General features: G+C 61.9%; 22 protein-coding genes. 10 read left to right on the top strand and 12 right to left on the bottom strand.

All coding sequences use genetic code 11. From position 1 onward, the window contains the following. Positions 1-7: 7 nt before the first annotated feature. The 5 genes from AC1ECN_RS12315 to AC1ECN_RS12295 all read right to left on the bottom strand — a co-directional run bounded on the left by AC1ECN_RS12315 (position 8) and on the right by AC1ECN_RS12295 (position 8,158). Positions 8-1,735, bottom strand: a complete 1,728-nt coding sequence (locus tag AC1ECN_RS12315) for an ABC transporter ATP-binding protein (RefSeq protein ID WP_024319346.1) — start codon at positions 1,733-1,735, stop codon at positions 8-10. Between the two features lie 10 nt (positions 1,736-1,745). Next, positions 1,746-2,936 carry an ABC transporter permease gene (locus tag AC1ECN_RS12310; protein WP_130673027.1) on the bottom strand — a complete coding sequence of 397 codons (1,191 nt, stop codon included), beginning with the start codon at positions 2,934-2,936 and terminating at the stop codon, positions 1,746-1,748. A 10-nt stretch (positions 2,937-2,946) separates the two neighbouring features. Next, positions 2,947-3,933, bottom strand: a complete 987-nt coding sequence (locus tag AC1ECN_RS12305; RefSeq protein ID WP_025395736.1) for an ABC transporter permease — start codon at positions 3,931-3,933, stop codon at positions 2,947-2,949. Positions 3,934-4,037: 104 nt separating this feature from the next. Next, entirely contained in the window at positions 4,038-6,146 is a 2,109-nt protein-coding gene (locus AC1ECN_RS12300) for a family 10 glycosylhydrolase (protein WP_130673553.1), read from the bottom strand. An 86-nt stretch (positions 6,147-6,232) separates the two neighbouring features. Then, the gene (locus tag AC1ECN_RS12295) at positions 6,233-8,158 is read right to left on the bottom strand and encodes an ABC transporter substrate-binding protein (RefSeq protein ID WP_018073673.1); all 1,926 of its coding nucleotides are present in this window, start codon (positions 8,156-8,158) and stop codon (positions 6,233-6,235) included. A gap of 181 nt (positions 8,159-8,339) precedes the next feature. Between AC1ECN_RS12295 and AC1ECN_RS12290 the strand changes: the two genes are divergently transcribed. Beyond that, complete coding sequence (locus AC1ECN_RS12290; RefSeq protein ID WP_130725888.1) at positions 8,340-9,359, top strand: LacI family DNA-binding transcriptional regulator; 1,020 nt, start codon at positions 8,340-8,342, stop codon at positions 9,357-9,359. Here AC1ECN_RS12290 and AC1ECN_RS12285 read toward each other — a convergent pair. Next, complete coding sequence (locus AC1ECN_RS12285) at positions 9,356-10,126, bottom strand: TIM barrel protein (RefSeq protein WP_130673025.1); 771 nt, start codon at positions 10,124-10,126, stop codon at positions 9,356-9,358. The two genes, AC1ECN_RS12290 and AC1ECN_RS12285, sit on opposite strands and share 4 nt — an antisense overlap. 143 nt (positions 10,127-10,269) lie before the next feature. On the opposite strand from AC1ECN_RS12285, the gene AC1ECN_RS12280 reads away from it, so the two are divergent. Together AC1ECN_RS12280 and AC1ECN_RS12275 are read left to right on the top strand one after the other, a co-directional pair. Next, the gene (locus tag AC1ECN_RS12280) at positions 10,270-11,058 is read left to right on the top strand and encodes an SDR family NAD(P)-dependent oxidoreductase (protein ID WP_025395731.1); all 789 of its coding nucleotides are present in this window, start codon (positions 10,270-10,272) and stop codon (positions 11,056-11,058) included. A 175-nt stretch (positions 11,059-11,233) separates the two neighbouring features. Next, positions 11,234-11,698 (top strand): RrF2 family transcriptional regulator, encoded by a 465-nt coding sequence (locus tag AC1ECN_RS12275; protein ID WP_024319352.1) that lies wholly within the window; start codon positions 11,234-11,236, stop codon positions 11,696-11,698. Between the two features lies 1 nt (position 11,699). Here the strand turns inward: AC1ECN_RS12275 and AC1ECN_RS12270 are convergent, their stop codons facing one another. Beyond that, on the bottom strand, positions 11,700-12,827 hold the full coding sequence (locus tag AC1ECN_RS12270) for a monooxygenase (RefSeq protein ID WP_130673024.1): 1,128 nt from the start codon (positions 12,825-12,827) through the stop codon (positions 11,700-11,702). 164 nt (positions 12,828-12,991) lie between these two features. Between AC1ECN_RS12270 and AC1ECN_RS12265 the strand changes: the two genes are divergently transcribed. Then, positions 12,992-13,768 (top strand): metallophosphoesterase family protein, encoded by a 777-nt coding sequence (locus AC1ECN_RS12265; protein ID WP_024319354.1) that lies wholly within the window; start codon positions 12,992-12,994, stop codon positions 13,766-13,768. A 102-nt stretch (positions 13,769-13,870) separates the two neighbouring features. On the opposite strand, the gene AC1ECN_RS12260 is transcribed toward AC1ECN_RS12265, so the two are convergent. Both AC1ECN_RS12260 and AC1ECN_RS12255 read right to left on the bottom strand, forming a co-directional pair. After that, on the bottom strand, positions 13,871-17,059 hold the full coding sequence (locus AC1ECN_RS12260) for an efflux RND transporter permease subunit (RefSeq protein ID WP_130673023.1): 3,189 nt from the start codon (positions 17,057-17,059) through the stop codon (positions 13,871-13,873). Continuing rightward, positions 17,056-18,231, bottom strand: a complete 1,176-nt coding sequence (locus AC1ECN_RS12255) for an efflux RND transporter periplasmic adaptor subunit (RefSeq protein WP_130673022.1) — start codon at positions 18,229-18,231, stop codon at positions 17,056-17,058. Before AC1ECN_RS12255 ends, AC1ECN_RS12260 begins: the two co-directional genes overlap by 4 nt. 147 nt (positions 18,232-18,378) lie before the next feature. Between AC1ECN_RS12255 and AC1ECN_RS12250 the strand changes: the two genes are divergently transcribed. Genes AC1ECN_RS12250 through AC1ECN_RS12235 form a run of 4 tightly spaced genes read left to right on the top strand, consistent with a single transcriptional unit; the run spans position 18,379 to position 21,977 of the window. Further along, positions 18,379-18,741 carry a hypothetical protein gene (locus tag AC1ECN_RS12250; protein WP_165406116.1) on the top strand — a complete coding sequence of 121 codons (363 nt, stop codon included), beginning with the start codon at positions 18,379-18,381 and terminating at the stop codon, positions 18,739-18,741. A gap of 15 nt (positions 18,742-18,756) precedes the next feature. Next, positions 18,757-19,221, top strand: a complete 465-nt coding sequence (locus tag AC1ECN_RS12245) for a MarR family winged helix-turn-helix transcriptional regulator (RefSeq protein WP_130725887.1) — start codon at positions 18,757-18,759, stop codon at positions 19,219-19,221. Continuing rightward, positions 19,214-20,443, top strand: a complete 1,230-nt coding sequence (locus AC1ECN_RS12240) for an HlyD family secretion protein (protein WP_130673020.1) — start codon at positions 19,214-19,216, stop codon at positions 20,441-20,443. Before AC1ECN_RS12245 ends, AC1ECN_RS12240 begins: the two co-directional genes overlap by 8 nt. Then, positions 20,436-21,977 (top strand): DHA2 family efflux MFS transporter permease subunit, encoded by a 1,542-nt coding sequence (locus AC1ECN_RS12235; protein ID WP_130673019.1) that lies wholly within the window; start codon positions 20,436-20,438, stop codon positions 21,975-21,977. The genes AC1ECN_RS12240 and AC1ECN_RS12235 overlap by 8 nt, the downstream gene beginning before the upstream one ends. Before the next feature lie 123 nt (positions 21,978-22,100). Here AC1ECN_RS12235 and AC1ECN_RS12230 read toward each other — a convergent pair whose 3' ends face one another. From AC1ECN_RS12230 to AC1ECN_RS12220, 3 genes are read right to left on the bottom strand one after another with little or no spacing between them, the layout of a single operon-like run. Further along, entirely contained in the window at positions 22,101-22,715 is a 615-nt protein-coding gene (locus AC1ECN_RS12230) for a DNA-3-methyladenine glycosylase (RefSeq protein ID WP_130673018.1), read from the bottom strand. A 27-nt stretch (positions 22,716-22,742) separates the two neighbouring features. Beyond that, entirely contained in the window at positions 22,743-23,057 is a 315-nt protein-coding gene (locus AC1ECN_RS12225; RefSeq protein ID WP_018073687.1) for a hypothetical protein, read from the bottom strand. Positions 23,058-23,096: 39 nt separating this feature from the next. Further along, entirely contained in the window at positions 23,097-24,005 is a 909-nt protein-coding gene (locus AC1ECN_RS12220) for a LysR family transcriptional regulator (RefSeq protein ID WP_018073688.1), read from the bottom strand. 121 nt (positions 24,006-24,126) lie between these two features. Here AC1ECN_RS12220 and AC1ECN_RS12215 point away from each other — a divergent pair, with 121 nt between their 5' ends. Both AC1ECN_RS12215 and AC1ECN_RS12210 read left to right on the top strand, forming a co-directional pair. Then, positions 24,127-24,867 carry an SDR family oxidoreductase gene (locus AC1ECN_RS12215; protein ID WP_130673017.1) on the top strand — a complete coding sequence of 247 codons (741 nt, stop codon included), beginning with the start codon at positions 24,127-24,129 and terminating at the stop codon, positions 24,865-24,867. An 86-nt stretch (positions 24,868-24,953) separates the two neighbouring features. Further along, a complete protein-coding gene (locus AC1ECN_RS12210) occupies positions 24,954-25,856 on the top strand; it encodes an SDR family NAD(P)-dependent oxidoreductase (protein ID WP_130662105.1) in 903 nt (300 codons plus the stop codon). The last annotated feature ends 140 nt before the right edge of the window (positions 25,857-25,996 follow it).

Raw genomic sequence — 25,996 nt, 5'->3', positions numbered from 1 at the left:
ATCGTCCTTAAATATTGGCAGGCGCGACGAAACGATGCCGGTGCAGCATGCGCTTGTCGCGAGGGTCGGGATTGGGCACGGCGGAGATGAGGCTCTTCGTATAGGCCTCTTCGGGAGCGGTGCAGATCTGTTCGGCCTCGCCAAGTTCGACGATTTTGCCGCGATGCATGACGGCGACGCGATCGCAGAAATAACGCACGACCGAAATATCGTGCGAAATGAAGATGAAGCTCAGGTTCAGCCGCTGACGGATATCGAGCAGCAGGTCGAGGATCTGGCTGCGGATCGAGACATCGAGTGCCGACGTCGCCTCATCGGCGATGATGATGCGCGGATCGAGCGCAAGGGCGCGGGCGATGCCGATGCGCTGGCGCTGCCCGCCGGAGAAGGCATGGGGATAACGCTCCATAGCTATCGGGTCGAGGCCGACCAGACGCATCAGTTCAGCGACGCGGTCCTCCAGCGCCTTGCCCTTGGCCAGCCCGTTGACAACAAGCGGATCGCCGATCACTTCCTTGACGGTCATGCGCGGATTGAGCGAGGCGAAAGGGTCCTGGAAGACCAGGCGGACCTCGCGGTGGAAGGTGCGGAGTTCGCGCTTGGTGAGTTTCGTGACGTCGATCTCGCTACCGTCCTTGCCGCGATAGCTGATGCTGCCCGATGTCGGCTCGACGGTGCGCAGGATGAGCCGGCCGAGCGTCGTCTTGCCGGAGCCGCTTTCGCCGACGATACCGAGGTTTTCGCCGGGATAAAGATCGAAGCTGGCGTCGTCGACGGCGCGCAGCGTGTTTGATTTGCCGTGCCAGCCGTAGATCTTGCCGAGATTGCGGACGGACAGGATCGGCTGCGGCGCCTCCGGCGAGAGCGCCACGGCGGGCAGCCGGCCTTCGACATGGTGGGTGAGCTTGATCGTCGAGGCCAGCAACTGCCGGGTATAGGGATGCTCGGCGGCATGGTAGATCGCATCCACAGGGCCGCGTTCGACGATGCGGCCGAAGCGCATGACGGCGACGTCATCTGCCACTTCGGCGACGATCCCCATGTCATGGGTGATGAGCAGCATGGCCATGCCGCGTTCGACCTGCAATCGCTTGATCAGGTCAAGGATTTCGGCCTGGGTGGTGACGTCGAGCGCCGTCGTCGGTTCGTCGGCGATGAGAATGTCTGGATTGCCGGCAAGCGCCATGGCGATCATGGCGCGCTGGCGCATGCCGCCGGAGAACTCGAAGGTGTAGCGGTCGGCCATCTTGTCCGGATTCGGAATTTCGACCTGGCGCAGCAGTTCGATGGTCCTTTCGCGGGCGGCACGCTGATCGAGATTGCTGTGCAGGCGCACGGCCTCGATGATCTGCGAGCCAATGGTATGGACCGGTGACAGCGAGCTCATCGGCTCCTGGAAGATCAGGCCGATACGACGGCCGCGGATGGCGCGCATCGCCCGGTCGGACGGTTTCAGCGCGGCGATATCGGTGATGCCGTTACTCCCGGTGACCCCGTCGCCGTTGCTGAGCAGGATGCGGCCGGAAACGATGCTGCCGGGGCTGTCGACGATCTGCAGGAGCGAGCGGGCGGTGACGCTCTTACCGGAGCCGCTTTCGCCGACGAGGCAGAGCGTCTCACCGCGCTTCAGCTCGAAGCTGACATTTTCGACGGCGTGCAGGATGTGGGTGCGCAGCCTGAAATCGATCGAGAGGTTTTCGACGGAGAGAACGACGTCTTCTGAAAGATCGGTCATGGTTTCCTCCTCAATTGTCATAGGGGTCGGCGGCATCGCGCAGGCCGTCGCCGAAGAAATTAAAGGACAGGACGGCGATGACGACTGCGAGCGACGGCCAGATCAGCAGCCACGGCGCGGTCGCGACGGTGCGGATGTTCTGCGCATCTTGCAGCAGTACGCCCCAACTGACGACCGGCGGCTTGAGGCCGATGCCGAGGAAGGAAAGCGAGGTCTCGGCGACGATCATGGTCGGCACGGCCAGCGTCACGACCGCAAGGATATGGCTCGTCAGCGACGGCAGGATATGACGGAAGATCAGCCGCGCCTCGCTCGATCCGTCGAGCCGGGCGGCAACGACGAAATCCTCGCCGCGCAGAGCCAGGAACCGGCCGCGCACCTCTCGCGCCAGGCTGGTCCAGCCAAGCAGCGAGACGATGATCGTTATGACGAAGTAGACATTGACCGGCGACCATGTCAGCGGGATCGCCGCCGCCAGGCCAAGCCACAGCGGAATGGTCGGCATGGCGCTGACGACCTCGATGACACGCTGGATCAGCGTATCCACCCAGCCGCCGTAAAAGCCGGAGATGGAGCCGAGCACGACGCCCAGGATCAGCGACATGGCGACGCCGACGAGGCCGATCGACATGGATACGCGGGTGCCGTAGACGAGGCGCGAGAAGACGTCGCGGCCGAGCCGATCGGCGCCGAGCAGATACATCGGGTCGTTCTGGTTGAGCGGGCCGATCAGATGCCGGTTCATCGGGATCAGGCCCCAGAGGTCATAGGCCGCGCCTTTGACGAAGAAGCCGATCGGCGCCACCTTGGTATCGTCGACGACGAAGGTGCGGCGCAGCGCCACCTTGTCGATCTCGACCTTGTAGCCCTTCACATGGAAATTGAACTCCGAACTGCCGTCCGGCTTTTCCACGAAGAAGCTGAAGCCTTGCGGCGGGGCATAGGTATATTGCGGCCGAGAGGTCATCGGCAAAGCCGGCGCCAGGAATTCGGCGAAGAGGCCGACCAGATAGAGGAAGAGGATGATGGCGCCGGCCACTATCGCCACCTTCTGGCGGATCAGTTTGCCGGCGACCAGCCGCCAAGGGCCGATCGCGGCGGTCGAGACGGTCTTGCCCTGTTTCAGCGGGCTGATCGACGGGCCATCGGCAACAGTGTGAAGCGGACCCGCGTGGTTTCCGAAGGTTTCGTGCGTGCTCATCGCGTCCCCCTCAATTGAACCGGATGCGCGGATCGAGCAGCGCCAGCAGCAGATCCGACAGCAGCATGCCGACGAGGGTGAGCGCGCTCAGAAGCAGGATGAAACTGCCGGCGAGATACATATCCTGCGAAATCAGCGCGCGGAAAAGCAGCGGGCCGGCGGTCGGCAGGTTCAGCACGATGGCGGTGATCGTCACGCCAGAGACGAGGTGCGGCAGAACCCAGCCGATCGCCGAGACGAAGGGATTGAGCGCGATTCTGACCGGATATTTCAAGATGACCTTGTATTCCGGCAGTCCCTTGGCGCGGGCGGTGACGACATAGGGTTTGTGCAGTTCGTCGGTCAGGTTGGCGCGCAGGATGCGGATCATCGCTGCCGTTCCGGATGCGCCGATGATAATGATCGGGATCCAGAGATGGGCGAGGAAATCGCCGACCTTGGCGAGGCTCCAAGGCGCCTCCGCATACTCAGGCGAGATCAGCCCGCCGACGCTCTGGCCGAGATATTTATAGGCGATGTACATCAGCGTCAGCGCCAGGATGAAGTTCGGCACCGCAAGGCCGATGAAGCCGAGAAAGGTGAAGACGTGGTCGCCGATGGAGTGGCGGCGGACAGCGGAATAGATGCCGATCGGCAAAGCCACGATCCAGACGAAGAGCAGGCTCAAGAGCGAGATTACCAGCGTCGAGCCCATGCGCGCCCAGATCAGCCCGGAGACGGGCTGGCCCCACTCGAAGGAGTAGCCGAAGTCGCCGCGGCTGACGATGCCCCAGATCCATTTCAGATATTGGACATAGAAGGGGTCGTCGAAGCCGTAGATTTCCTTCAGCCGCTCGATCTGCGCCGGATCGACGGTCTGGCCGCTGTCGCTCATGGTGGCGATCATCGACGTCAGATAGTCACCCGGCGGCAGCTGGATGATCAGGAACGAGATCAGCGACATGCCAAACAAGGTCGGGATCATGTAGAGCACGCGCTTGAAGATATAGCCAAGCATCGAAACGTTTCTCCTCCCGTCGGGAACGCTGTGAGGCGATTCCCCCGGATCTTCACCCGCCTTCGGCCCTCCAGGCCGAAAGCGCTCCTCCGTCGCGTGTCACCTCATTTCCAGGTGATGTGCAGGACCTCCAGCCGATCGATACCAGGTACCTCCACCTGGGCGCGGCCATTCCCGAAGCTGAAGCTTGCGGCGCGGTCGGCAACGACGAGCCACGCCTTCGCCACCGATCGGCCCTCCGGAATCTCCACCGAAACGGTCTGCGCTGCCAGAGGGTAATTGTCGCGGATCGGACCTTTCATCATCATCGGATTGGTGAGGTTGAAGAGGCTGAGCGCCAGGCCCTCACCGTTTTCGCGCAGCGCCAGATCGATGACGCCCTTGCCCTTGACGGTGACACGCGGCGTCTTGCCGAGTGCCCAATGGACGGCGTTGGCGATGAGCCGCGCATGATCGACCGCAAAGACCTCCCAGAAGATCTCGCCGATGTTCCAGGGGATGTAAACCGTGCGGCCACCCTTGCCAGTCTCGCGGGCGATGACGGCAGCGCCTTTCGGCTCTTCACGCGGATAGACCTCTTCCATCGGCAGATCGGGAAAGTCGGGGATATAAAGGAAGGGAGTCTTGGCATCGGCCGACGGTTCGGCGTGGATCAGGCGGGTGCCGCCCATGATGCGTTCGGCGTCGTCGAAATCCCGATTGATCGGGTGATCGCCGGAAAGGGCGACATAGGTGTTCTTGACGATGCCGCGCGGGCCGGAGACGTATTTGGCGCCGAGCACGTCGGCCAGGCCGAAGTCGGCACGCCTCTTGCCGAATTCATCACGCAGCGAGGTCTCATAAGAGGCAATCACGCTGCCGCCACGATCGACATAGGCGCGGATCGCCGCGTTCTGCGCATCCGAAAGGCAGGAGGCGTTGGCGAGAATGATCAGCTTGAAGCGGTCGAGGTTTTCCTCGGTCAGCACCTGGTCCGAGAGCAGCTCGAAGGGCAGCCGGGCTTCGACGAGGGCGTGATAGAGACCGAGATCGTGCTTCTCGGCGGAATGCCGCTCTTCCGGCGCCCAGTGGCGCAGCGTTGTCGAGGGATCGATGACGGCGATTTCGGCGGTCGGCTTCATGCTTTCCAGCACGGGCTCGACGGCTGCCTGCAGGCCGAAGGCGTCGGCCACCGGCTCGACCCAGCGTTTGTCGGGCACGACACCGTTGAACTTGGTGAACCAGGCATAGAGACCGTGGGCAGTGCCGTCATTGATCCAGAGCTGCATCTCCTCACCCGAGGTGACGGCATCCTTCCAGCGATATTCCTCCTCCGGGCCGATCGAGGTGATCAGCACGACCGGGCGGTCGGGGAAGGTGGCGCGAATGCGCTTGCCGTTGCGGCCGGCCGACCAGCCGAGCTCGAGCCCCTTGCGGCCCTGATGGTCGACGACGAGGAAGGGGCAGTGCCTGGCGATGACCGAGAGGTCGAATTCCATCAGCGACGCGCCGCCCATGTTCGGAATGAAGCTCGCATGCGGGCGGATCGCTTTGACGGCATCGTCCCATTGCGCGATCATGTCGGTGAGCACGCGGCGGCGCCATTGCACCCAAGCCTGCCAGGCCGGATCCTCGGCATCGGGTTTTACCGGCAGGGCGTGGCCGGACATATCCTTGAAGCGGCGGGCGCTGTCTTCGCTATAATCGACGCCGTGGCCCTGCCAGCGATTGGCGAAGACCGCATCGATATCGTATTTGCGGACGATCTCCTTGACCACCTCAGGCATGAAGAGGCTGTTGTAGTCGCCATAGGCATTGGTGACCCAGACACCGGGATAGGCCCAGTGGCGGCGCGGCGTGCCGTCGGCATTGATCATCACCCATTCCGGATGGGCTTTGGCGGCATCGTCATGGATCGCATGCGGGTCGACGCGGGCCATGACATGCATGTCGAGCTTGCGGGCGGCGTCGACGAGCGCGCCGAAGATGTCCTTGTCGCCGAGATATTTGCTCACATAGTGGTAGGGCACGTCGCTCGGATAATAGGCGATATAGCCGCCGGCGCTGAGGCAGACCGCGTTCGATTTCGTGCGTTTGAAGACATTGATCCAGAAGGCCGGGTCGTATTTCTCCGGGTCGTCTTCCACGAAGGTCAGCTGGGTCCAGCGGGTCGCGGTCTTGAACCAATCCGGCGTCCTCAGCGTGTGGGTGTTCTGTTTTCTGGCGTCGAGCATCGTCTTCATCCAATCATTGGCAAAGAAGGCCCCCGGCGCCGACCGGCTCGTCGGGCGCCTGGTATGGCTCATGAGGTTGAAGGCCATTAGGCCTTGTAGAACTGCTCCGGCATGGTCGGAGCGGGCGTCGGCCAGCCGAAGGAGTTCGGCATGATCTTCGTGATGTTCTTCATGTTGTTCTTGACGATGCCGTATCCATCAGGCGGCAGCGAGATGCCGAAGACATAGAAGTTGTCGGCGGCGCCTTGCAGGATCTGCTTCATGACCTCGCGCTGGCCTGATGAGTCGGAAGTCGCCTTCAGCTTGTCGTAGAGCGCAAGCTGGCTCTTCGTGCTTTCCGGCGGTTCCTCGGCATTGGCATTGGCGCGGTCGCGATACCAGAGTTGCCAGGCCGGGGCATACATGGCGTTGGCATCGGTCGGCACGTAGTAGCGTGGGTCGAGCATGGCGGCGACGCCGCCATTTGCGCCGAACTGGTGGGCGGTCGCGTCGAAATCGCGGCCCTGGCGGACGCGCGTCTCCCAGAGCGAACGGTCCATCGAGCGCATCTGCGCATCGATGCCGACCGCCTGGAACATCGGAATGACAAGCTGGAAGAGATCGAGGAAGACGGCGCGCGCCTGGTCGATCTCGAAGATGATCGTCAGGCGGCGGCCCTTTTCGTCGAGGCGGAAGTTCTGGTCGTCGCGCTTCGGCACGATCTGGTCGAGCATGGCATTCGCCTTGTCGACGTCATAGGCCGTGAACTGCGTGGCGAGCTGCTCGTTGTAAAGCGGATCTTCCTTCTTGATCGACGGCTGGGCAGCCGCCCCCTGGCCAACGAGGACGGCATCGATCAGCGACTGCCGGTCGAGTGCGGTCGAGAGTGCCGCACGGAAATCCTTGTTCCGGAAGAGCGTCCGCTTGGTCTCGTCATTGTGGTTCAGGTTGAAGATGAAATTCATCACATTGGCCTCGGTCGAAGTCAGCGTGTAGAAATCATAGCCGCCCTGCTCGCGCGCATCGTAGAGAACCGACTTGTTGTTGGGTGTGGCGATATACTGGTCCATCAGGTCGACTTCACCCTGCATGGCCTTCAGCAGCAGAACCTGCGGGTCGGCGACCATCTGGTAGACGATGCGGTCCATATAGGGCAGCTGGTTGCCCTCGGTGTCGACCTTCCAATAGTAGGGATTGCGCTCGGCAACGGCGCGTTCGGTGTTTTCGCCGGGCGCTATCGTGAACATCCAGGCATGCACGCAGGGCTTCTTCGAGGAGTTCAAGAAGAAGGCGTTGTCGTCCTGGAAACCGGCGGCCGCCTGGAAAGAGGCGATCCAGCTTTCGAAGCCGCGTTGCTTGGCGAGTTCATCGGCCTTCGGATTGAAGTCGATGTGGAACTGCTCGAGATAATGTTTCGGCGTGCGCGTCGTCTGGTCGTTGTTGGCCCAGGCGACCTGCAGCGGGAAAAGACCGTTCGGCTTGTCGAAGGTGACCTTGAAGGTCTGCTCGTCGACGATCTCCAGCTTGGCCGGCTTGCCGCCGGACTTCCAATGATCCTGGCCGACGAAGGCGACGCGCTTGTCGGTAAAGACGGTGTCGTACCAGAACTTGATGTCGGCGGTGGTGTAGGGATGACCGTCCGACCACTTCATGCCCTTGCGCAGGCGGATCGTATAGACTCTGGAATCGGCGTCACCCTCGAAGGACTCGGCAACGTTCAGCGTCACGCCGGACCAGTCGGGCGTATAGCGCAGCAGCGGCTCATAGGCCTGGTAGCGGAACAGCATCGACAGCGAGCCACCGCCGACCAGCGCCATGTTCCAATCGCCACCGTATTTGCCGACGCTTTCGACCGGTTTGACGACGAGCGGATTTTCGGGAAGCCGGTCCTTCAGGGCCGGCAGGGCGCCGCTCGACACCTTCGTTTTCAGGATATCGGCTTCCTTGAACTCTGTGGCGAAAACCGGCAGCGCCGGCAAGATGAATACGGCCGATGTCCCGGCCAGAAACGCACGTCGTTTCAGCTTGATCATAGGGGTTATCCTCCAAAAATCCGTGCCCTTATTCATTATTTTGCTGTTGGGCTTGGGATGAGGGAAAGATTACATTTGGATATTGTTAGGTAAAGCGTTATGTTTTCGTTAGTGCGAAAATTTGCTTTTGGGATGCGGTTGATATAGCCAGCGTCCCATCAACCGAATGTAGGGGTGCCACGTGGGAAGCAGAGGCCGGGTTACATTGCAGACGATCGCGCGGGAGGTCGGCCTGTCGAAATATGCGGTGTCGCGGTCGCTTGCCGGCAAGAGCGGCGTCAGCGAGGAAACGCGCGCACTGATCCGCGAGACGGCGCAGCGCCTCGGCTATACGAGGCCAGCCGGGCAGGGTGCTGCAGGCGAGGTCGCCGTGGTCTTTCACGACCTGGATGCCGTCAATAGCGAGCTTTATATGCAGGTTCAGAACGGCGTGCAGCGCGAGGCGCACCGGCTGGGCATGACGCTGCGCCTCCGCTGGACCCATAATCAGGGGCAGCTGGAAGAGCTGGCACGCGCCTGTGACGGACTGATCCTCGTCGGCCCCCATGACCGCGAGGCAGTGGCGGCGGCGAGTGCCACGGGCGTTCCGATCGTACGTTTTGGCTGGGTCGATCCGCTGGAGCAGGCCGACCAGGTGACGGGTACGGATCATGAGGCGGGGCAGGCGGTGATCGAATATCTGGCCGGTCTCGGCCATCGCTCGATCGTTTATGTCTATGGCACGCCGGGCTTTCGGGGGCGGCAGGAGCGCTATTACGGTGCCCGCGAAGTCGCCGAACGTTATTCCGATGTTACCCTACACGTTATGCAGTTCGACGAGCAGAACGGCTTCGCGACGGCCTACCAGGCACTGAAGCAAAGGGGCATCCGGCCAACGGCCTTCTTCTGCGCCCATGATGGGTTGGCGCTGACCGTGGTGTCCGAACTGCTCGGTCAGGGATACCGCATTCCCGACGACGTCTCGGTCGTCGGTTTCGGCGATTTTTCGCCGGCGACGCAGATCTCGCCGGCGCTGACGACGGTGCGCATGGAGGGGCAGGAGTGTGGCGCCGTCGGCCTACGTCTGCTGCTCGAACGCATCGAGAATCCACGCCTGCCGGGCATGCCGGCGCGACGCATCATGATCGCCTCGCGGATCATCGAACGCCGCTCGGCCGGCCCCTGCAAGGTGGTGGCAAGCGTCGATGCCGCCGAGGTTTAACCGCCGAGCGAAGCAATCGCGGCCTTGACCGCATCCGCGCCGGGCCTGGTCGGCCGGTATTCCAGACCGACGGCGCCGTCGTAACCGTTGGCGAAGATCCAGCCGAGGCGGTGAGCAAGGTCGATGCCGCCGGAACCCGGTTCGTTGCGGCCGGGGTGATCGGCGACATGGACGTGGATGATACGGTCGAGACGGCCGTTCAGCACCTCCTCGGTGCGCTCGTCCATCACGGCGGAATGGTAGATATCGTAGACGATGCCGATCTCGGGGCGGGCGACGTCATCGATGATGTCGAGACCTTCGCGGGTCGAATCGAGGAAATAGCCGACATGGTCGATGCGGATGTTGAGCGGCTCGACGCCGAGGCGGACACCGCTGCTTTTGAGGATGTCGGCGCCGGCTCTCAGCGTTTCGGTGAGCGCCCGGCGCTGTTCTTCGCGGGTCAAGCCCGGGAGATCGTCGCCCGCCTGGGCAATCAGCACCGGCGCGCCGAGACGCTTGGCGACAGCGACGGAATCGGCAAGGCCTTTCAGCCAGGCCTGCCGATTGGCGGCGTCGGTCAGCGCGATCATCGGTTCGGCGACGAGGCTGGAGACGGCAAGACCGGTTTCCTTCAGCGCCGCCTCGATCGCATCCAGATCCTTGCCGGTCCAGCGCCAGAATTCGATTGCCGTCAGGCCGGCCGCATGGGCGCAGCGGATGCGATCGGGAAAGCTGTCGCCTTCTTCGGCAAACAGCCACTCTATGCAGGCTGAATAACGTCGCATGAAAACTCCTCCCATCTGTTGATGCAGGCATGCGACAGATCGGCGCCTGCCGCAAGAGGGGTTCGGGCGCTTGACGCCCGGGGCTCATTGGCGGAACACTCAGCACATCAGGCCGGGATCTCCGGCCGTTTGCGGAGGAAGACATGGATCTCGGATTGAAGGGAAAGACTGCCGTCATAACCGGTGCGTCGGTCGGCATCGGGCTGGCGATCGCCGAGGGACTGGCGGCTGAGGGCGCCGACCTTGTGCTGGCAGCCCGTGGCGGCGAACGGCTCGAGGCGGAAGCCGCCCGTATCGCCGAGAAGTACGGCGTCAGCGCCGCCGCTGTCGCGGCCGATGTGGCGACGGTTGCGGGAACCGAGGCGATCATCGCGGCGGCGGCCGAAAAAGGTGGCGCCGATATCCTCATCAACAATGCCGGCACCGGATCGAACGAGACGGTGATGGAGGCACCCGACGAGAAGTGGCAGGACTATTGGGACCTGCATGTGATGGCCGCCGTGCGGCTGGCGCGCGGCATCGCGCCGCAGATGAAGCAACGCGGTGGCGGGGTGATCCTGCACAATGCCTCGATCTGCGCCGTCCAGCCGCTCTGGTACGAGCCGATCTACAATGTCAGCAAGTCGGCGCTGATGATGTTTTCGAAGACGCTCTCGACCGAACTCATCAAGGACAATATCCGCGTCAACTGCGTCAATGCCGGCCTTATCCTGACGCCCGACTGGATCAAGACCGCCAAACAATTGACGGCGGAAACCGGCGGCAACTGGGAAGGCTATCTGCAGAGCGTCGCCAACGAGCACGCCGCCTCCAAACGGTTCGGCACGCCGGAGGAACTGGCCAACGTCTTTGTCTTCCTCAGTTCGGAGCGTGCGAGCTATTGCATCGGCTCGACCTATTTCGTCGATGGCGGCATGCTGAAGACGATCTAACCGAAGAGGTCGGAAAGCGCGCGGCGGCCGGTCTTTCTCGAGGCTGCCGGGCGTTTCTGTGGACGTTGCCGATACAAGCTATAAATAATAGCTATTTTGTTGTATGTTCACGCTTTTGACGCTATTTGCCTGCTATTGGCAGGATAAATACTGCGATTTCTACAAGGCGACGACGATGCTGACGAAAAAGGGAAAATACGGGCTGAAGGCGCTGGTCGACCTGGCACGGCTGGCGCCGGGCGAGACCGCCTTCATCAATGACATCGCCGCCCGTAACAATATCCCGAAGAAGTTTCTCGATACGATCCTGCTCGAATTGCGCAATGTCGGCATCCTGCGCTCGAAGAAGGGGCCGGGCGGCGGCTATTCCCTGTCGCGGCCGGCCTCTGAAATCCGCATCGGCCATGTCATCCGCACGCTCGACGGGCCCTTAGCGCCGATCCGCTGCGCCAGCCGTACGGCTTACGAGGCCTGCGACGACTGTGCCGATCCGGAAACCTGTCAGGTGCGGCGCTCGATGACCGATGTTCGGGACGCGATCGCCGCCATTCTCGACAATATGACCCTCGAGCAGTTCGTCGCCGACGGCGGCCGCGTCGAAGGCGCGAAGGAAGAATTCCCAATCTCCGCGGCCAGCTGAATTAGAGCCTGCCGGGCTTCGACATATATTCGCCTGCGGTGTGCAACAGCTTATCCCGCGGCAGCGATAGCGCGTGAATGCGGGCATTGCGCCAATGGCGGTCGAGATTGAGGCCGATGCCGGCCGATGTTTCTCCTGCAAGTTCAAACAGCGCGTTTGCGGTGTCGAGTGCCGTTTCCCCGGCAAGGATTGCGGCGGCCGAGGCGGAAAAATGTGCGTCCGCCATTGCGGCCTCCACAGGATTGACCTGGGCAATGTCGAGTTTGCGGCCAGCCCGTTCCAAGGCTGCCGCCGTCGTTTCGATGCGGATGGCGTGCTTGCCGATCCCGGGCAGGACGGGCGTGCTGGGATCGCCGATCGCGGTCATCAGGTCGCTCCATGCAGCCCGGGCGATGCCCAGGCTGACGCCGGCCTTGAGCAGCAGGCCGAGCGAGATGCCGGTCGAATGTCCGGAGGAGGGGGCAGGCGCAATCGCATCGGCATTGACATGAAGCGTGCCGACGATCGCCGTCGCCGATCCATTGGTGCGCTGGCCGAAGCCGTCCCAATCGTCGACCACCTGCACGCCTTCCTCAGCGCCTGCGAGGTAGAGCGTCACCGGGCGGCTGGGCGGAGCGGTGGCGGCAGCGGCGATCCAGTCAGCGAAGAGAATACCAGGTGCCCGCTGCGTGCGCCCGCTCAGGCGGTAGCCCGGACCTTCGGCGGTCAGTTCGGCCCCGTCGGTGAAGGCGGCGCCCGCGAAGCGGTCACCGAGCAGCACGCGGGGAAACAGCGATGCCTTCAAATCCTCGGCAGCCTGAGTGCGCAACGTTTCCAGCGCGCAAAAATGATTTTCCAGCGCCTCGCCGATCGAAGCATCGCCCTCGGCGATGATTGCAACGATTTCGGCGAGCAGGGCGTTCGACACGTCGAGCCCTTCATGGTCTGGCGGAACAGTGATTGCCGTCAGTCCCGATACCGACAGCGCATCAAGCTCGGCAAAGGGCAGGATGCGGTTGATATCGCGCTCGCTCGCCTGATGCCGGAATGCGGCGGCGAGGCCCCGGGCCGTGGATATCGCCTCCTCTTCGCTTTCGATGCGATGCGCGGGAGGCCTCAGGCTCTCATGAAACTGCGATACCGTTCCCATCGGTCACTCTTTTCTCGACGGATACAGGAGTGAGGAATTGCCCCTCGAATGATAAGGCCGGTTTTTCTACAAAACGCGGGTGCTTTGAATTTTCTTACCAGCTTGATTGCCTTGTCCTTCACTCTACTTACGGTTAGGTGGGGCTTCCTTGATCGAGAAATATGATGAGCGACTCTCGTGCTCGCAACAGCGAGGTTTCGAAAATGGCACGCCAGCCGAGACCGCGCCTGACGCTGGATATTGCCGCTATTCCAACCTATGCGATCGGCGACATTCACGGTCGGTACGATCTGCTTGTGAAAGCCGAAGAGGCGATCCTGCGTGATGGCGCGCAGTTGCCCGGGCGTAAGCTGATCGTCACGCTCGGCGACTATATCGACCGCGGCCCGGAATCGTCACAGGTGATCGCCCATCTTATGGAGCCACCGCCAGATGGATTCGACCGCATCTGCCTTGCCGGCAATCACGAAGTCGCCATGCTCGACTATGTCGACGGCTGGATCTCCTATGACGATTGGATGCAGATGGGGTCAGCGGAGTCGCTCAAATCCTATGGCCTCGATCCGGAGCACCTGCCGCTGGTCTTTCCCTCCGGCGCGAAGCTCGATGCCTTCATCCGCCAGTCGCTGCCGCGGACGCATATCGATTTCATGCGGGCGATGCCCGTGCTGCTGGAGACCCCGAGCGTGATTTTCGTGCATGCCGGCATCAATCCGAAGCTGCGGCTGAGCGAGCAGACGGACGAGGATCTGGTGCTCATCCGCCAGCGGTTTCTCGAAAGCCGGGTGCCGTTGCCGAAACTCGTCGTTCACGGTCATACGCCGAACGACGAACCCGACATACGGCCGAGGCGGCTCAATCTCGATACGCGCGCCTTTCGCAGCGGCAAGCTCACCGTCGCCCGCTTGTGGCAGGGCAAGGTCCATCTGTTTTCGACCTGACTTCTGTGCCTGTTTCCCAGCCGATGCGTCGATTCAAAGCGTTGCAGCGTCCTTTGCGCGTCTGAAAAGACGCGCGGCGCTGCAGAGCCGGGCGGGATCGTCTCAGACGACCCCTTCCTCGACCGGCTCTGTCTTCGCTGGTTCTACAGTGGCCGGGCGGTTGCGGCGCCAGCCGCGCAGCACGACGTAGAAGACCGGCGTCAGGAACAGGCCGAAGAAGGTCACGCCGAGCATGCCCGAGAATACGGCGGTGCCGAGCGACTGGCGCATTTCGGCGCCGGGGCCGGTGGCGATGGCAAGCGGCAGAACACCGAAGATGAAGGCGAATGCCGTCATCAGGATCGGGCGCAGGCGAAGATGGCTAGCCTCGATGGCCGCCTCTACCGGCGATTTGCCCTCGTCTTCCGCCTGCCTGGCGAACTCGACGATCAGAATGGCGTTCTTGGCCGCAAGGCCGATCAGGACGATCAGGCCGATCTGCGTCAGGACATTGTTGTCCATTCCTCTCAGCGAGACACCGATCAGCGCCGCGAGCACCGCAAGCGGGACGATGAGAATGATCGCGAGCGGCAGAACCCAGCTTTCATATTGTGCCGCCAGCGCCAGGAAGACGAAGACGACAGACAGGGCAAAGATGTAGATGGCGGTGTTGCCGGTGTGGGTCTCCTGATAGGCGAGTTCCGTCCATTCGAAGGTGGTCCCCTGCGGCAGGATCTTCGCCGCTAAGGCCTCCATCTTGGCGATGGCATCGCCCGTCGACGTGCCGGGCGTCGGATTGCCCTGAAGTGGCACCGAGACGTACATGTTGTAGCGCTGGACCAGCGCCGGGCCGCTGGCATCCTGGATGTCCATCAAGGTTCCAAGCGGAACCAGCGCCCCGGTCGCGGACCGGACCTTGAGGGCGAGGATGTCTTCCCGGTCCATGCGGTATTGCCGGTCGGCCTGGGCGCGAACCTGGTAGACGCGGCCGAACGCATTGAAATCGTTCACATAGGCGACGCCGAGATTGATGGAAAGGGCGTTGAAAATGTTGGGAATCGGCACATTCAGGAACCGCGCCTTGTCGCGGTCGATCGCCAGGAAGTATTGCGGGCTGGCATCGGAGAATGTCGTAAAGACGCCAGTCAGCCCCTCGGTCGTTGCCGCCGCACCCATCATCTGCCGGGCGAGGCCGAGCACGCGGGTCATATCGGCGTTCTCGAGATCGGATATCTGCATCTTGAAGCCGCCGGAATTGCCGACGCCACGCACGGATGGCGGTGGAATGGCGATGATGAAGGCTTCCTGGATGCTTTGCAGCTTTCCATAAAGCTCGCCGATGATCTTGTTGGCGTTCTCGCCGCCTTCTTCACGTTCGGCAAAGGATTTGAACGGGACGAAGACGACGCCGGCATTTGAGGCATTGGTGAACGTCGCCCCGCTGAAGCCGGCAAATTGCACGGCATTGCCGACGCCGGGCACGGTGCGGGCGATATCGCCCACCTGCTTGACGACGGCATCGGTACGCGCAAGCGAGGCTCCATCAGGTAGCTGTATGACGATGATGGCGTAACCCTGGTCCATGGTCGGGATAAAGCCCGCGGGAACTTTCGTGCCCATGTACCAGGTCGCTCCGAGCAGGCAGACGAAGGTGACCATCGCGGCTGTCAACCCAATCCAGCTGCTCACCAGATGCCGAACGGTCCATGAATAGCCGGAACTCAGTCGATCGAATCCATGATTGAAGCCATCTGCAAGCCCTCTTCCCACACGGGATGCGACATTCATGCGCTTGGTTTCATGGTCATGGGTTTTCAGCAATATGCCTGCGAGCGCGGGCGACAGGGTGAGCGAATTCAATGCGGAAATTGCAGTGGTGACGGAGATCGTGACCGCGAACTGCCTGTAGAATTGTCCTGAGATGCCTGGAATGAAGGCTGTCGGCACGAACACGGCGATCAGCACCAGCGAGATGGCGACGACGGCGGTTCCAACTTCGTCCATCGTGACATGGGACGCCTGCTTCGGCGTCATGCCGCGTGCCAGATTGCGCTCGACGTTTTCCACCACCACGATCGCGTCGTCGACGACGATACCGATCGCCAGCACGAGACCGAACAGGGTGAGCATGTTGAGCGAGAAGCCGAAGGCGAGCAGGACGGCGAAGGTGCCGATCAGCGATACCGGGATGGCAATGATTGGAATGATCGCGGTTCGCCAGGATTGCAGGAAGACAAGAACGACGATTGCTACCAGGATGGCCGCTTCGGCGATGGTTCTATAGACCTCGGTGATCGAATCCGAGATGAATTCAGTCGTGTCGTAGACGATACGATATTCCAGACCCGGCGGGAAATTCTGGGATATGTCCTTCATCAGCGTCTGGACTTGATGGGCCGTGTCCAGGGCGTTGGTTCCCGGCCGGGCGAAGATGCCGAGAGCAACTGCGGGATCGTTGTTGAGATAACTGTTGGTGACGTAATCCTGTGCGCCGAGTTCTATCCGGGCGACATCCTGCAACTGCACGAGCCGGCCCGAAGTCGTCGATTTCACAATGACATATCGGAACTCGCGCACGTCGGAGAAGCGGCCGTCCGTTCGCACCGTATATTCGAATGCATTCTTGCCGGTGACGGGTGGGGCACCGATCTTGCCGCCTGATACCTGAACGTTCTGGTCTCTCAATGCGGAGACGACGTCATCTGACGTCATCCCGTAGGCGGAGAGCTTTTCCGGATCCAGCCAGATTCGCATCGAATACTGGCGTTCGCCAAAGATCTGCACGTCGCCGACGCCGTCTAGGCGCACGAGAACGTCGCGGATGCGGTTGCGGGCGTAGTTCGAGACGTAAAGCTGATCATAGCGGTGCGACGGCGAAAGCAGATGCACCACCATCATCAGATCCGGCGAGCTTTTGTCGGTGGTCACGCCAAGTCGCTGGACTTCTTCGGGAAGACGGGGAAGGGCGATGGAAACGCGGTTCTGGACGAGCACCTGGACCTTGTCGAGATCGGTGCCGAGCTTGAAGGTGATCGTCAGCGACATGGCGCCGTCGGCGCTGGAGTAAGAAGACATATAAAGCATGTCTTCGACGCCGTTGATCTGTTGTTCGAGCGGCGTCGAAACGGTATCGGCGATCGTCTGTGGGTCGGCACCCGGGTAAGAGGTGCGCACGACGATGGTCGGCGGCGCTATCTCCGGATACTGCGATACCGGCAATTGCGTATAGGCAATGCCGCCGACGACGAGAAGAAGGATCGAGATCACGGCCGCAAAGATCGGCCGGTCCACGAAAAAATGAGCAAATCTCATTGTCCGCTCTCCGCGCCGGCGGTTTCGGGCGCAGTGTCCTGCCGCTCCTGCAGCAGTTCGGTCATCTGAGGCGTGATCTTTGCACCTGGCCGGGCGCGCATCAGGCCGTTGACGATTATCGTCTCGGTGCCATCAAGGCCCTCGCGTATGACCCGGTAGCCGTAGAGACGCGGTCCGGGCCTTACGGGCTTGGTCGAAACCGTGCCGTCTTCGGCGACGACATAAACAACGCGCTCATTCTGGTCCGAGCCGATCGCCTCGTCGGGGACAAGAATGGCCTGGTAGGTGTTGGAAGCTTCGACTTGTATGCGACCGAAGAGGCCGGGCTGAAGGACGAGATCGGGGTTGGGGAAGCGGGCACGCAGACGAATGGTGCCGCTCTCATTGTCGACCCGATTCTCGGCGAAATCGAGCTTTCCCTTGAATGGTTTGGCATTGGGATCGGAGATCGTGACGGATACATCCAGTCCGCCACCGCCCTGCTGGAGATCCTTGCCCAGCTTGCGCGCCGTGTCGGCGAAATTCAGCAGGCGGCGCTCATCGACGTCGAAATAGAAATCGATAGGGTCGAGAGAAACGATCGTCGTGAGAATGGTCTGGTCGGTTTGCACGAGGTTGCCGGCGGAGATCAGCCGGCGGTCGATACGGCCGCTGAGCGGCGCTTTGATTTCGGTATATTCCATGTCGAGAGATGCGCGATCGGCGGCAGCCTGGGCGCCGCGGACATTGGCCTGGGCCGAATCGAATTCGCGGCGACGATCGTCCAGCGTCTGCGCCGATTGGCTGCCGCTCGAAGCAAGCGATTGCGCGCGCTTATACTGCGCATCGGCAAAGACCAGGGCGGATTGCGAGGCTTCGAGTGCTGCCTTTGCCTGATTGAGCGCGGTTACGAACGGCCGCTGGTCGATGACGAAGAGCAGATCGCCTTGCTTGACCAGGGCGCCGTCCTGGAAATGGATTTCCTGCAGGTAACCACCGACGCGCGAACGGACGGAGACTTCGTCGACGGGCTCGAAACGGCCGATGAACTCGTCGCTGTCGACGACATCGCGCACGACAGGCTTGGCGACGGTGACGGGCGGGGGCGGCGGGGCGCTCTGGGCCAGCGCGGGGAGAGGCATGAATGCGGCAATACAGCCAAGCACCACCATCAGTCGAAGCGCGTAAGTCATACCGGTCCTCCAATCTCGACGGCCGATTCACTGCCGCCAACCTCAAGATGAAGTGATGCTGTTCATGTCTTGCTGCTTTGAACGAGGGTCTCTGCCCCCGTGATTCCCCCGGCATTCAATCCCCTGGAAAAGGAAGGCCGGCACGCAATGCACATCGGAAAAATCGTAACCCTATGGAATTGGACTATAAACGGCAGCGGCGAAAAATTGCAAATGCCAATTGGTAACGATTCCGGAATCCATCAAAACGTCACAGAGGGCATCAGCTCTCGACGATCTCGTCTCTGCCGGGGTGGCAGGGCGGCGAGTTCGGCCCCAGTCGAGCTCCTGTTCCAGCATGTGAAAGACATCATCGTCGATCTCGTCGGCGCGAGAGAAAGGGAGGAGCCGCAGATATGCTTGACCCAGTCTGCGGCATTTTCGCCGCTGCCGTTGAATCTGCCGTTCATGCCCTTGTGCAGTGCACATGCTCAATATATCTACCGATATTATAAGGATGCTTATAAATAACGGTCATAGGTTTTCATGAACGCCACTCCGACCCTCGGTTTCCTTCTCCACGACGTCGCACGGCTGCTGCGCAAGCGGTTCGAGCAGCGCGCGAAGTGCCTTGGACTGACCCGGTCGCAATGGCAGACGCTTGCCTATCTCTCGAACAATGAAGGCATCCATCAGGGTGGCCTTGCCGAAATCCTGGAAGTCGAGCCGATCACGCTGGTGCGCATTCTCGACAAGCTCGCCGAGCGCGGGCTGATCGAGCGCCGCCAGCACCCGACCGACCGGCGCATCTGGCTGCTCTATATGCGCGACGAGGCGCACCCGTTGCTCGCCGAAATGCGCGAGCTCGGTGACACCACCCGCGCAGAAGCGTTGCAAGGCGTTTTGCCAGAGCAGCGCGAGCTGCTTTTCCACATCCTATCCGTAATGAAGACGAACCTGGTTCAGGCATGCCGGAGCCCGGTTGACGAGAATGAGACGAACGATGGCTGATCAATCCCCCCTCCGCGTCGTTGCTGGCGCCAATGCCAAGACCAAGACTCCTGTCGAAGACAATGAAGCGAAACAGCAGGAAACGGTAGCCGAAGCGCCTTCATCCAATTCAGCGCCGGCTGCCGCCGTGGCTGCGCCTGGCGGCAACAAGGTCCGCCGCCGGCGCAGTCTCACGCGGCCGATCCTGTTTGCCCTGCTGCCGGTGGCGCTCGTCGTCGGCGGTTATTATTACGTCAATGGCGGCCAGGTGATGTCGACCGACAACGCCTATATCCAGGCCGACATGGTCGGGCTGACCACCGATGTGTCGGGCATCGTCGACCAGATCAACGTCCATGAGAACGAGGCGGTCAAGGCGGGACAGGTGCTCTTCAGCCTGCGGTCGGATTCTTTCAAGATCGCGCTCGATGGCGCCAAGGCGCAGCTCGGCGCGCAGCGCAACCAGATCATGAATCTCAAGGCCAGCTATCAGCAGTCGCTTGCCGAGATCACGCAGGCGCAAGCCGATCTGCCCTATTATCAGGATCAGTTCGACCGGCAGCAAAACCTCGTCAACAACGGCAGCGCGACGCAGTCGGCCTATGACGAAGCCAAGCACAATCTGGAAGCCGCACAGCAGAAGGTTGCCGTCGCCAAGGCGGAAGCCGCAACGACGCTCGCCCAACTCGGCGGCAATGCCGACCAGCCGGTCGAGGAAAACCCGCTCTACCTGCAGGCCAAGTCGCAGGTCGACAATGCCCAGCGCGAACTCGACCACAGCGTCGTCAAGGCGCCGTTCGACGGCATCGTGACCAACGTCAACGCGCTGCAGGTCGGCTCCTACCTGGAAGCCTCGCAGCAGGCCTTCTCGCTCGTCGGCACCAACCATCTCTGGATCGCCGCCAGCCCGAAGGAAACCGAACTCACTTACGTCAAGCCCGGCCAGACGGCCGATATCTCCGTCGACACCTATCCGGGTGTGGTCTGGAAGGGCAAGGTCGAGAGCATCAGCCCGGCCTCCGGCTCCAGCTTCTCGCTGCTGCCGGCGCAGAACACCACGGGCAACTGGGTGAAGGTCGTCCAGCGCATTCCGATGCGCGTCAGCATCGAGGACACGGACGGCAAGCCGCCGCTTCGCGTCGGCATGAGCACGGTCGTCGATGTCGAGACCGGCCACGTCCGCGGCCTGCCCGATTTCGTCAACACACTTCTGGGCCGGCCTCAGGGCAAGGGTCATGAGTAACGCTCCCGCTTCCCCGGCAGCCCCGATTGCCAATCGGGGTGCGATCACCGCCTGCGTCATCCTCGCTGTCATCATGCAGGCGCTCGATACGACGATTGCCAACGTGGCGCTGCCCTATATCCAGGGCAGCGTGTCGGCCTCTGCCGACCAGATCAACTGGGTGCTGACCTCCTATATCGTCGCGGCGGCCATCATGACGCCGCCGTCGGGCTTTCTTGCCGCCAAGTTCGGCCGCAAACGCGTGCTGCTCGTCGCCATTGCCGGCTTCGTGGCGGCCTCCGTTCTCTGTGGCCTGGCGCAATCGCTGAACCAGATCGTCGCCTTCCGTCTGCTGCAGGGCCTGTTTGGGGCATCGCTGGTGCCGCTTTCCCAGGGCATCCTCCTCGACATCTATACGGTCGAGGAGCGCGGCTCGGCGATGGCCCTTTTCGGCGTCTCGGTCATGGTCGGGCCGGTGCTTGGGCCCGTCATCGGCGGCTGGCTGACCGACAATATTAGCTGGCGCTGGGTGTTTTATATCAACGTGCCGATCGGCGCGCTGGCCTTCATGGGCATTGTTGTCTACGTCACCGAGACCAAGAGGGATCTGCTCGCCAAACTGGACTGGTTCGGCTTCGGGATGATGAGCCTCGGCATCGCCGCGCTGCAGCTCTTCCTCGACCGCGGCGAGCAGCTCGACTGGTTCTCCTCCGGTGAGATCATGCTCGAGGCGTTGATCTGCGCCTCAGCCTTCTATCTGCTGATCGTGCATACTCTGACGGCGGAGAAATCCTTCGTGAACCCGAAGCTGTTCCTCGATCAAAACTTCTCGATCAGTATGATCTTCATCTTCGTGGTCGGCATTACCTATCTCGCCTCACTGGCGCTGATGACGCCCTATCTGCAGACGCTGATGGGCTATCCCGTTATCACAGCCGGCATCGTCATGGGGCCGCGCGGGCTCGGCACCATGCTCTGCATGTTCATCGTCGGGCGGCTGGTCGGCAAGGTCGATACGCGCGCGTTGCTGGCGCTCGGCCTGGGGCTCACCGCATGGGCGATGTACGACATGACCGGCTGGACACCCGACGTCTCGCAATGGACGATCGTCTCGGTCGGCTTCATCCAGGGCGCCGGCCTCGGCTTTCTGTTCGTGCCGCTGACGACGATCGCTTTTTCCACGCTGCCCGCCCATATGCGCGGCGACGGCACCGGTCTCTACAACCTGTCGCGAAACATCGGCTCGGCGGTCGGCATCTCGATCGTCTCGGCGCTGATCGTCGAGAACACGCAGAGCAATCATGAATCGATCGCGGCCTATGTGACGCCGTTCAACCACGCCTTCAATGCGGTGGCGGCGCAGGGGCTCAGCCCGGTGACGGCGGCCGGCCGTGCTTCGCTCAACGAGATCATCACGCTGCAAGCGACGATCATCGCCTACATGGACGATTTCAAGCTGCTGATGCTGATGTCGCTTGCGGTCATTCCGCTGGTGCTGCTGCTGCGCAAACCGAAGGCAGCACCCGCCGTCGACCACAGCGCCGTCATGGAATGAACTCCAGATTCGCGCAATTCCGGACGAAAAACCGCTTCGCACTTTTCCTGGAATTTTGTTATAAATTAAATAGTTGGAGCATGATGTCGCCCGAAAACCGCTTACACTTTTCGGCATCATGCTCTAGCGAAACGGCTTGCTGAGATAACGCGATCCCTGAATGCCGAAGCGCCATGGTGCTTCGGCATTTTTCGTGATGCCGATGCGTTTTCCCGAGACGATCGGCACCGGTGCCGACGGCGCGATCGCATAGGGCGGGCGATCGAGCAGCCGGTCATTGATGGCGATATCGATGCCAAGCGCCTGGCAGAGCTTGCCGGGACCGCTGCAAAGCGACGTCAGCATATCGGTGCCGCGCCGCGCCATCATCACAGGGATTCCCGTTTCCGGCTCCAGGGCGCGAATGAGGGCAGCCGAGCCCGGATGGCAGACGAAATTCAGGCACCAGTACATGCCGTAGATGCGGTAGATATAGACGTTGCCCGGCTTGCCGTACATGGCGCCGTTGCGCTTGGTCGGGCCGCGGAAGCTGTGCGAGGCCTCGTCATCGGGGAAATAGGCTTCGGTCTCGGTGATGCGTCCGCCGACGCCATCCACGGTCAGATGGCAGCCTAGCAGGTCGCGAGAGACGGTGATCGCATCGCGCTCGAAAAATTTTCTGAGGCTTTCGCCGGCAAGTGCGCCGACGCCGATCGCGCCATTCGTCGTTGCATCCGTCATGATGAACGCCGATAGCATTCCCCTTGCCGATCTGCCAAGCCGCGTCTAACGGCCGGCATTCGGATCGCGCATCGGGATCGACGATGAGGTGACCGAGATGGGGTCGCTCGCGGGGAAAGAATCTTCCAGACCCTCCTCCAGCTCTTCTTCGAGCAAAGCGGGATCCTTGCCGCGGGCGCTGTCGCCATGGGCAGGTTCGATCGCCGCTGCGAGCAGGGCCTTGGCCCGCAAGACGGCGTTTTCCGGCGTCAGTTCAGGCGTGCTGCGCAGCGTCACTGCAACGCTGTCTTCGCCTTCGCCGCCGAATTCGACAACGAAGCCGTCCTCCGTTTGGTAGACGGTGATATCGTTGAGTGCCATGGCCGTTCTCCGAGGGCGCTCATATTAGCAAGGCGCATTTTAGTGAAGCGCGTTTTCAGAATTTTGTCGAGCGAAGACCTTCACCAGCCAGTCGATGAAGACGCGTACGCGCGGCGAAAGCTGGCGGTTACGGGGATAGAGCAGGGACACCGGTGTTTGCATCGGCGGAAAATCCGGCAGCACTTGGACCAGCGTGCCTTCGGCCAGATCCTTTTCAGCGTGATAGCGCGGGATCTGGATCATGCCGAGGCCCAGCCTGGCCGCTGAAATATAGCTTTCGGCGGCATTGACGGCGACGGTCGCCGGAATGCCGATGTTGGCTACTGCGCCGTCGACGATAAATTCGAGCGGCAGCAGACTGCCGGTGCCGCTGGAGCGGAAGCCGACCATGCGATGGCCGGCAAGCCGGTTCGGATGCTGCGGCTGGCCGTGACGGGCGATATAGGCGGGGGAGGCGAGTGTCACCTCAACAAGCATGGCGACGCGCCGGGCGATCATGTCGCTGTCCTGAGGCGTGCCGACGCGCAGCACGCAGTCAATGCCCTCGCGCACCAGGTCGACCAGCCGGTCGCCCTCGCTCATGTAGAATTCGATCTCAGGATAGGTCTCCAGGAAGGACGGCAGGCTCGGCAGCACGAAATGGCGGGCCAGCGTGCCATGCACGTCGACGCGCAGCATGCCCTTCGGTTTGGCGCCGGCAAAGGCGCCTTCGGCTTCCTCGATATCGGCGAGGATCGACAGGCAGCGCTGGTAATAGGCTTCGCCGTCGAGCGTCGGGCTGACATGGCGCGTCGTACGCTCGAGCAGGCGCACGCCGAGACGGGCTTCGAGCTGTTTCACCGCATCGGTGACGGTCGAGCGCGGCAGGCCGGTATCTTCGGCCGCAAGAGTAAAGCTGCGGCGTTCCACGACGCGGGAAAAGACCCGCATGGCATCGAATCTGTCCATCTTGTTTGTTCGTCATTCCCGGATAGTGATGCCGGATAATGCCTGATTATCCGCCCAGAGAAAAGCGGCATCTTCTCCTCATCGAAAACGCGCTGCGGCGCATCCCTGAAGGAGAACGAAAATGGCCAGCAACGAAAACAAGGTCGCACTGGTGACTGGCGCTTCCCGCGGCATCGGCGCAGCAGTCGCAGAGCGCCTCGCCAGAGACGGCTTTACCGTTGTCGTCAATTATTCCGGCAACGCCGCTCCGGCCGAGGAATTGGCTGAGAAGATCGAGCAGGCGGGCGGCAAGGCACTGACGGCGAAGGCCGATGTCGGCGATGTCGAAGCCGTCCGCCGCATGTTCGATGCTGCGGAAACCGCCTTCGGCGGCGTCGATGTGCTCGTCAACAATGCCGGGATCATGATGCTGTCTTCACTTGCCGAGGCCGACGACGTTAATTTCGACCGCCAGATCAGCGTCAACCTGAAGGGCACCTTCAATACGCTCAGGGAAGCCACCAAGCGTCTGCGCGACGGTGGCCGGGTCATCAATTTCTCGACATCCGTCGTCGGCCTGAAGCTCGAAACCTATGGCGTCTACGCCGCTACCAAGGCTGCCGTGGAAACACTGACGGCGATCATGGCCAAGGAGATGCGCGGCCGTAACATTACCGTCAACGCCATCGCGCCCGGTCCCGTTGCAACTGACCTCTTCCTCAACGGCAAGTCGGACGAACTCGTTGCCCGGATGGCGAAGATGAACCCGCTGGAGCGTCTCGGCACGCCCGACGACATCGCCGCTGCGGTCGCCTTCCTCGCCGGCCCTGATGGCGGCTGGATCAACGGCCAGACGCTGCGCGCCAATGGCGGCGTGATCTGACGAAAGACCGACGACGGTCTTCCGGCCGTCGCCCGCCCAAGCTTCCACTTCAGCCAACCCCAATCGAACCTAGAAGGAATACGATCATGAGCAAGCAAGTCATCGTCATAACAGGCGCTTCCAGCGGTTTCGGCGCTCTTACCGCCCGCGCGCTGGCCAGGGCCGGTCACACCGTCTATGCCGGCATGCGTGCCACGGAAGGCCGCAACGCTGCCGCCGTCGCCGACGCTGCTCAATTCGCCAAGGACAATAATGTCGATCTGCGCAGCGTCGAACTCGATGTCGCCTCCGACGCTTCGGTTGTATCAGGCATCGCCAGGATTATCGCCGATGCTGGTCGCCTCGATGTCATCCTCCACAATGCCGGCCATATGTCCTTCGGCCCGGCAGAAGCCTTCACGCCGCAACAGTTCGCCGAGCTCTTCGACGTCAACGTGCTCTCCACCCAGCGTGTGAACCGCGCTGCACTTCCCTATCTTCGCAGGCAGGGCAGGGGCTTGGTGGTCTGGGTATCGTCGTCGAGCAGCCGTGGCGGCACGCCTCCCTATCTCTCGCCCTATTTCGCCGCCAAGGCGGCGATGGATTCACTTGCCGTCTCCTATGCCAGCGAGCTTACCCGCTGGGGCATCGAGACCTCGATCATCGTGCCTGGCGCCTTCACCAAGGGCACCAACCATTTCGCCCATTCCGGCTCGCCGGATGATACTGCCCGCGCCGCCGAATATAATGAAGGACCCTACAAGGGTGTGCCGGAGCAGGCGCTGCAGGGCCTGGCAGCGCTTGAACCGGCCGACGCCGATGCCGGCGCGGTAGCCGCCGCCATCGTCGATGTCGTCGGCAAGCCCTTCGGTACGAGGCCGTTCCGCGTCCATATCGATCCGTCCGAGGACGGCGCGGAGATCGTCAACGGCGTTGCCGACCGTGTCCGGGCGGAATTGTTCCGCCGCATCGGCCTCGAGGACCTGCTGAAGCCGGCTGTCAGGAATTGAAACCTGGACCGCCGCCCCGCGCGGAAACATGGGAGCCAGGCCCTCATCGCAATTATGTGAACGCGATTGCGGAATTTTTTCTTACAATCCTGCGGGGAGTGCGTATATCTGTTTTATCGCGAGAGAGTGGAATTCCCTGC

It is taken from the genome of Rhizobium sp. 01N447_2 (genome assembly GCF_056399245.1).
Note: the sequence above shows the minus strand (reverse complement) of the source record. Positions and strands in the feature narration are given on the sequence as shown.

Excerpts from the sequence above, each read along its gene's own strand:
- AC1ECN_RS12315 (WP_024319346.1), bottom strand. The coding sequence starts at position 1,735 with ATGACCGATCTTTCAGAAGACGTCGTTCTCTCCGTCGAAAACCTCTCG.
- AC1ECN_RS12310 (WP_130673027.1), bottom strand. The coding sequence starts at position 2,936 with ATGAGCACGCACGAAACCTTCGGAAACCACGCGGGTCCGCTTCACACT.
- AC1ECN_RS12305 (WP_025395736.1), bottom strand. The coding sequence starts at position 3,933 with ATGCTTGGCTATATCTTCAAGCGCGTGCTCTACATGATCCCGACCTTG.
- AC1ECN_RS12300 (WP_130673553.1), bottom strand. The coding sequence starts at position 6,146 with ATGCTCGACGCCAGAAAACAGAACACCCACACGCTGAGGACGCCGGAT.
- AC1ECN_RS12295 (WP_018073673.1), bottom strand. The coding sequence starts at position 8,158 with ATGATCAAGCTGAAACGACGTGCGTTTCTGGCCGGGACATCGGCCGTA.
- AC1ECN_RS12285 (WP_130673025.1), bottom strand. The coding sequence starts at position 10,126 with ATGCGACGTTATTCAGCCTGCATAGAGTGGCTGTTTGCCGAAGAAGGC.
- AC1ECN_RS12280 (WP_025395731.1), top strand. The coding sequence starts at position 10,270 with ATGGATCTCGGATTGAAGGGAAAGACTGCCGTCATAACCGGTGCGTCG.
- AC1ECN_RS12275 (WP_024319352.1), top strand. The coding sequence starts at position 11,234 with ATGCTGACGAAAAAGGGAAAATACGGGCTGAAGGCGCTGGTCGACCTG.
- AC1ECN_RS12270 (WP_130673024.1), bottom strand. The coding sequence starts at position 12,827 with ATGGGAACGGTATCGCAGTTTCATGAGAGCCTGAGGCCTCCCGCGCAT.
- AC1ECN_RS12265 (WP_024319354.1), top strand. The coding sequence starts at position 12,992 with ATGAGCGACTCTCGTGCTCGCAACAGCGAGGTTTCGAAAATGGCACGC.
- AC1ECN_RS12260 (WP_130673023.1), bottom strand. The coding sequence starts at position 17,059 with ATGAGATTTGCTCATTTTTTCGTGGACCGGCCGATCTTTGCGGCCGTG.
- AC1ECN_RS12255 (WP_130673022.1), bottom strand. The coding sequence starts at position 18,231 with ATGACTTACGCGCTTCGACTGATGGTGGTGCTTGGCTGTATTGCCGCA.
- AC1ECN_RS12250 (WP_165406116.1), top strand. The coding sequence starts at position 18,379 with ATGCACATCGGAAAAATCGTAACCCTATGGAATTGGACTATAAACGGC.
- AC1ECN_RS12245 (WP_130725887.1), top strand. The coding sequence starts at position 18,757 with ATGAACGCCACTCCGACCCTCGGTTTCCTTCTCCACGACGTCGCACGG.
- AC1ECN_RS12240 (WP_130673020.1), top strand. The coding sequence starts at position 19,214 with ATGGCTGATCAATCCCCCCTCCGCGTCGTTGCTGGCGCCAATGCCAAG.
- AC1ECN_RS12235 (WP_130673019.1), top strand. The coding sequence starts at position 20,436 with ATGAGTAACGCTCCCGCTTCCCCGGCAGCCCCGATTGCCAATCGGGGT.
- AC1ECN_RS12230 (WP_130673018.1), bottom strand. The coding sequence starts at position 22,715 with ATGCTATCGGCGTTCATCATGACGGATGCAACGACGAATGGCGCGATC.
- AC1ECN_RS12225 (WP_018073687.1), bottom strand. The coding sequence starts at position 23,057 with ATGGCACTCAACGATATCACCGTCTACCAAACGGAGGACGGCTTCGTT.
- AC1ECN_RS12220 (WP_018073688.1), bottom strand. The coding sequence starts at position 24,005 with ATGGACAGATTCGATGCCATGCGGGTCTTTTCCCGCGTCGTGGAACGC.
- AC1ECN_RS12215 (WP_130673017.1), top strand. The coding sequence starts at position 24,127 with ATGGCCAGCAACGAAAACAAGGTCGCACTGGTGACTGGCGCTTCCCGC.
- AC1ECN_RS12210 (WP_130662105.1), top strand. The coding sequence starts at position 24,954 with ATGAGCAAGCAAGTCATCGTCATAACAGGCGCTTCCAGCGGTTTCGGC.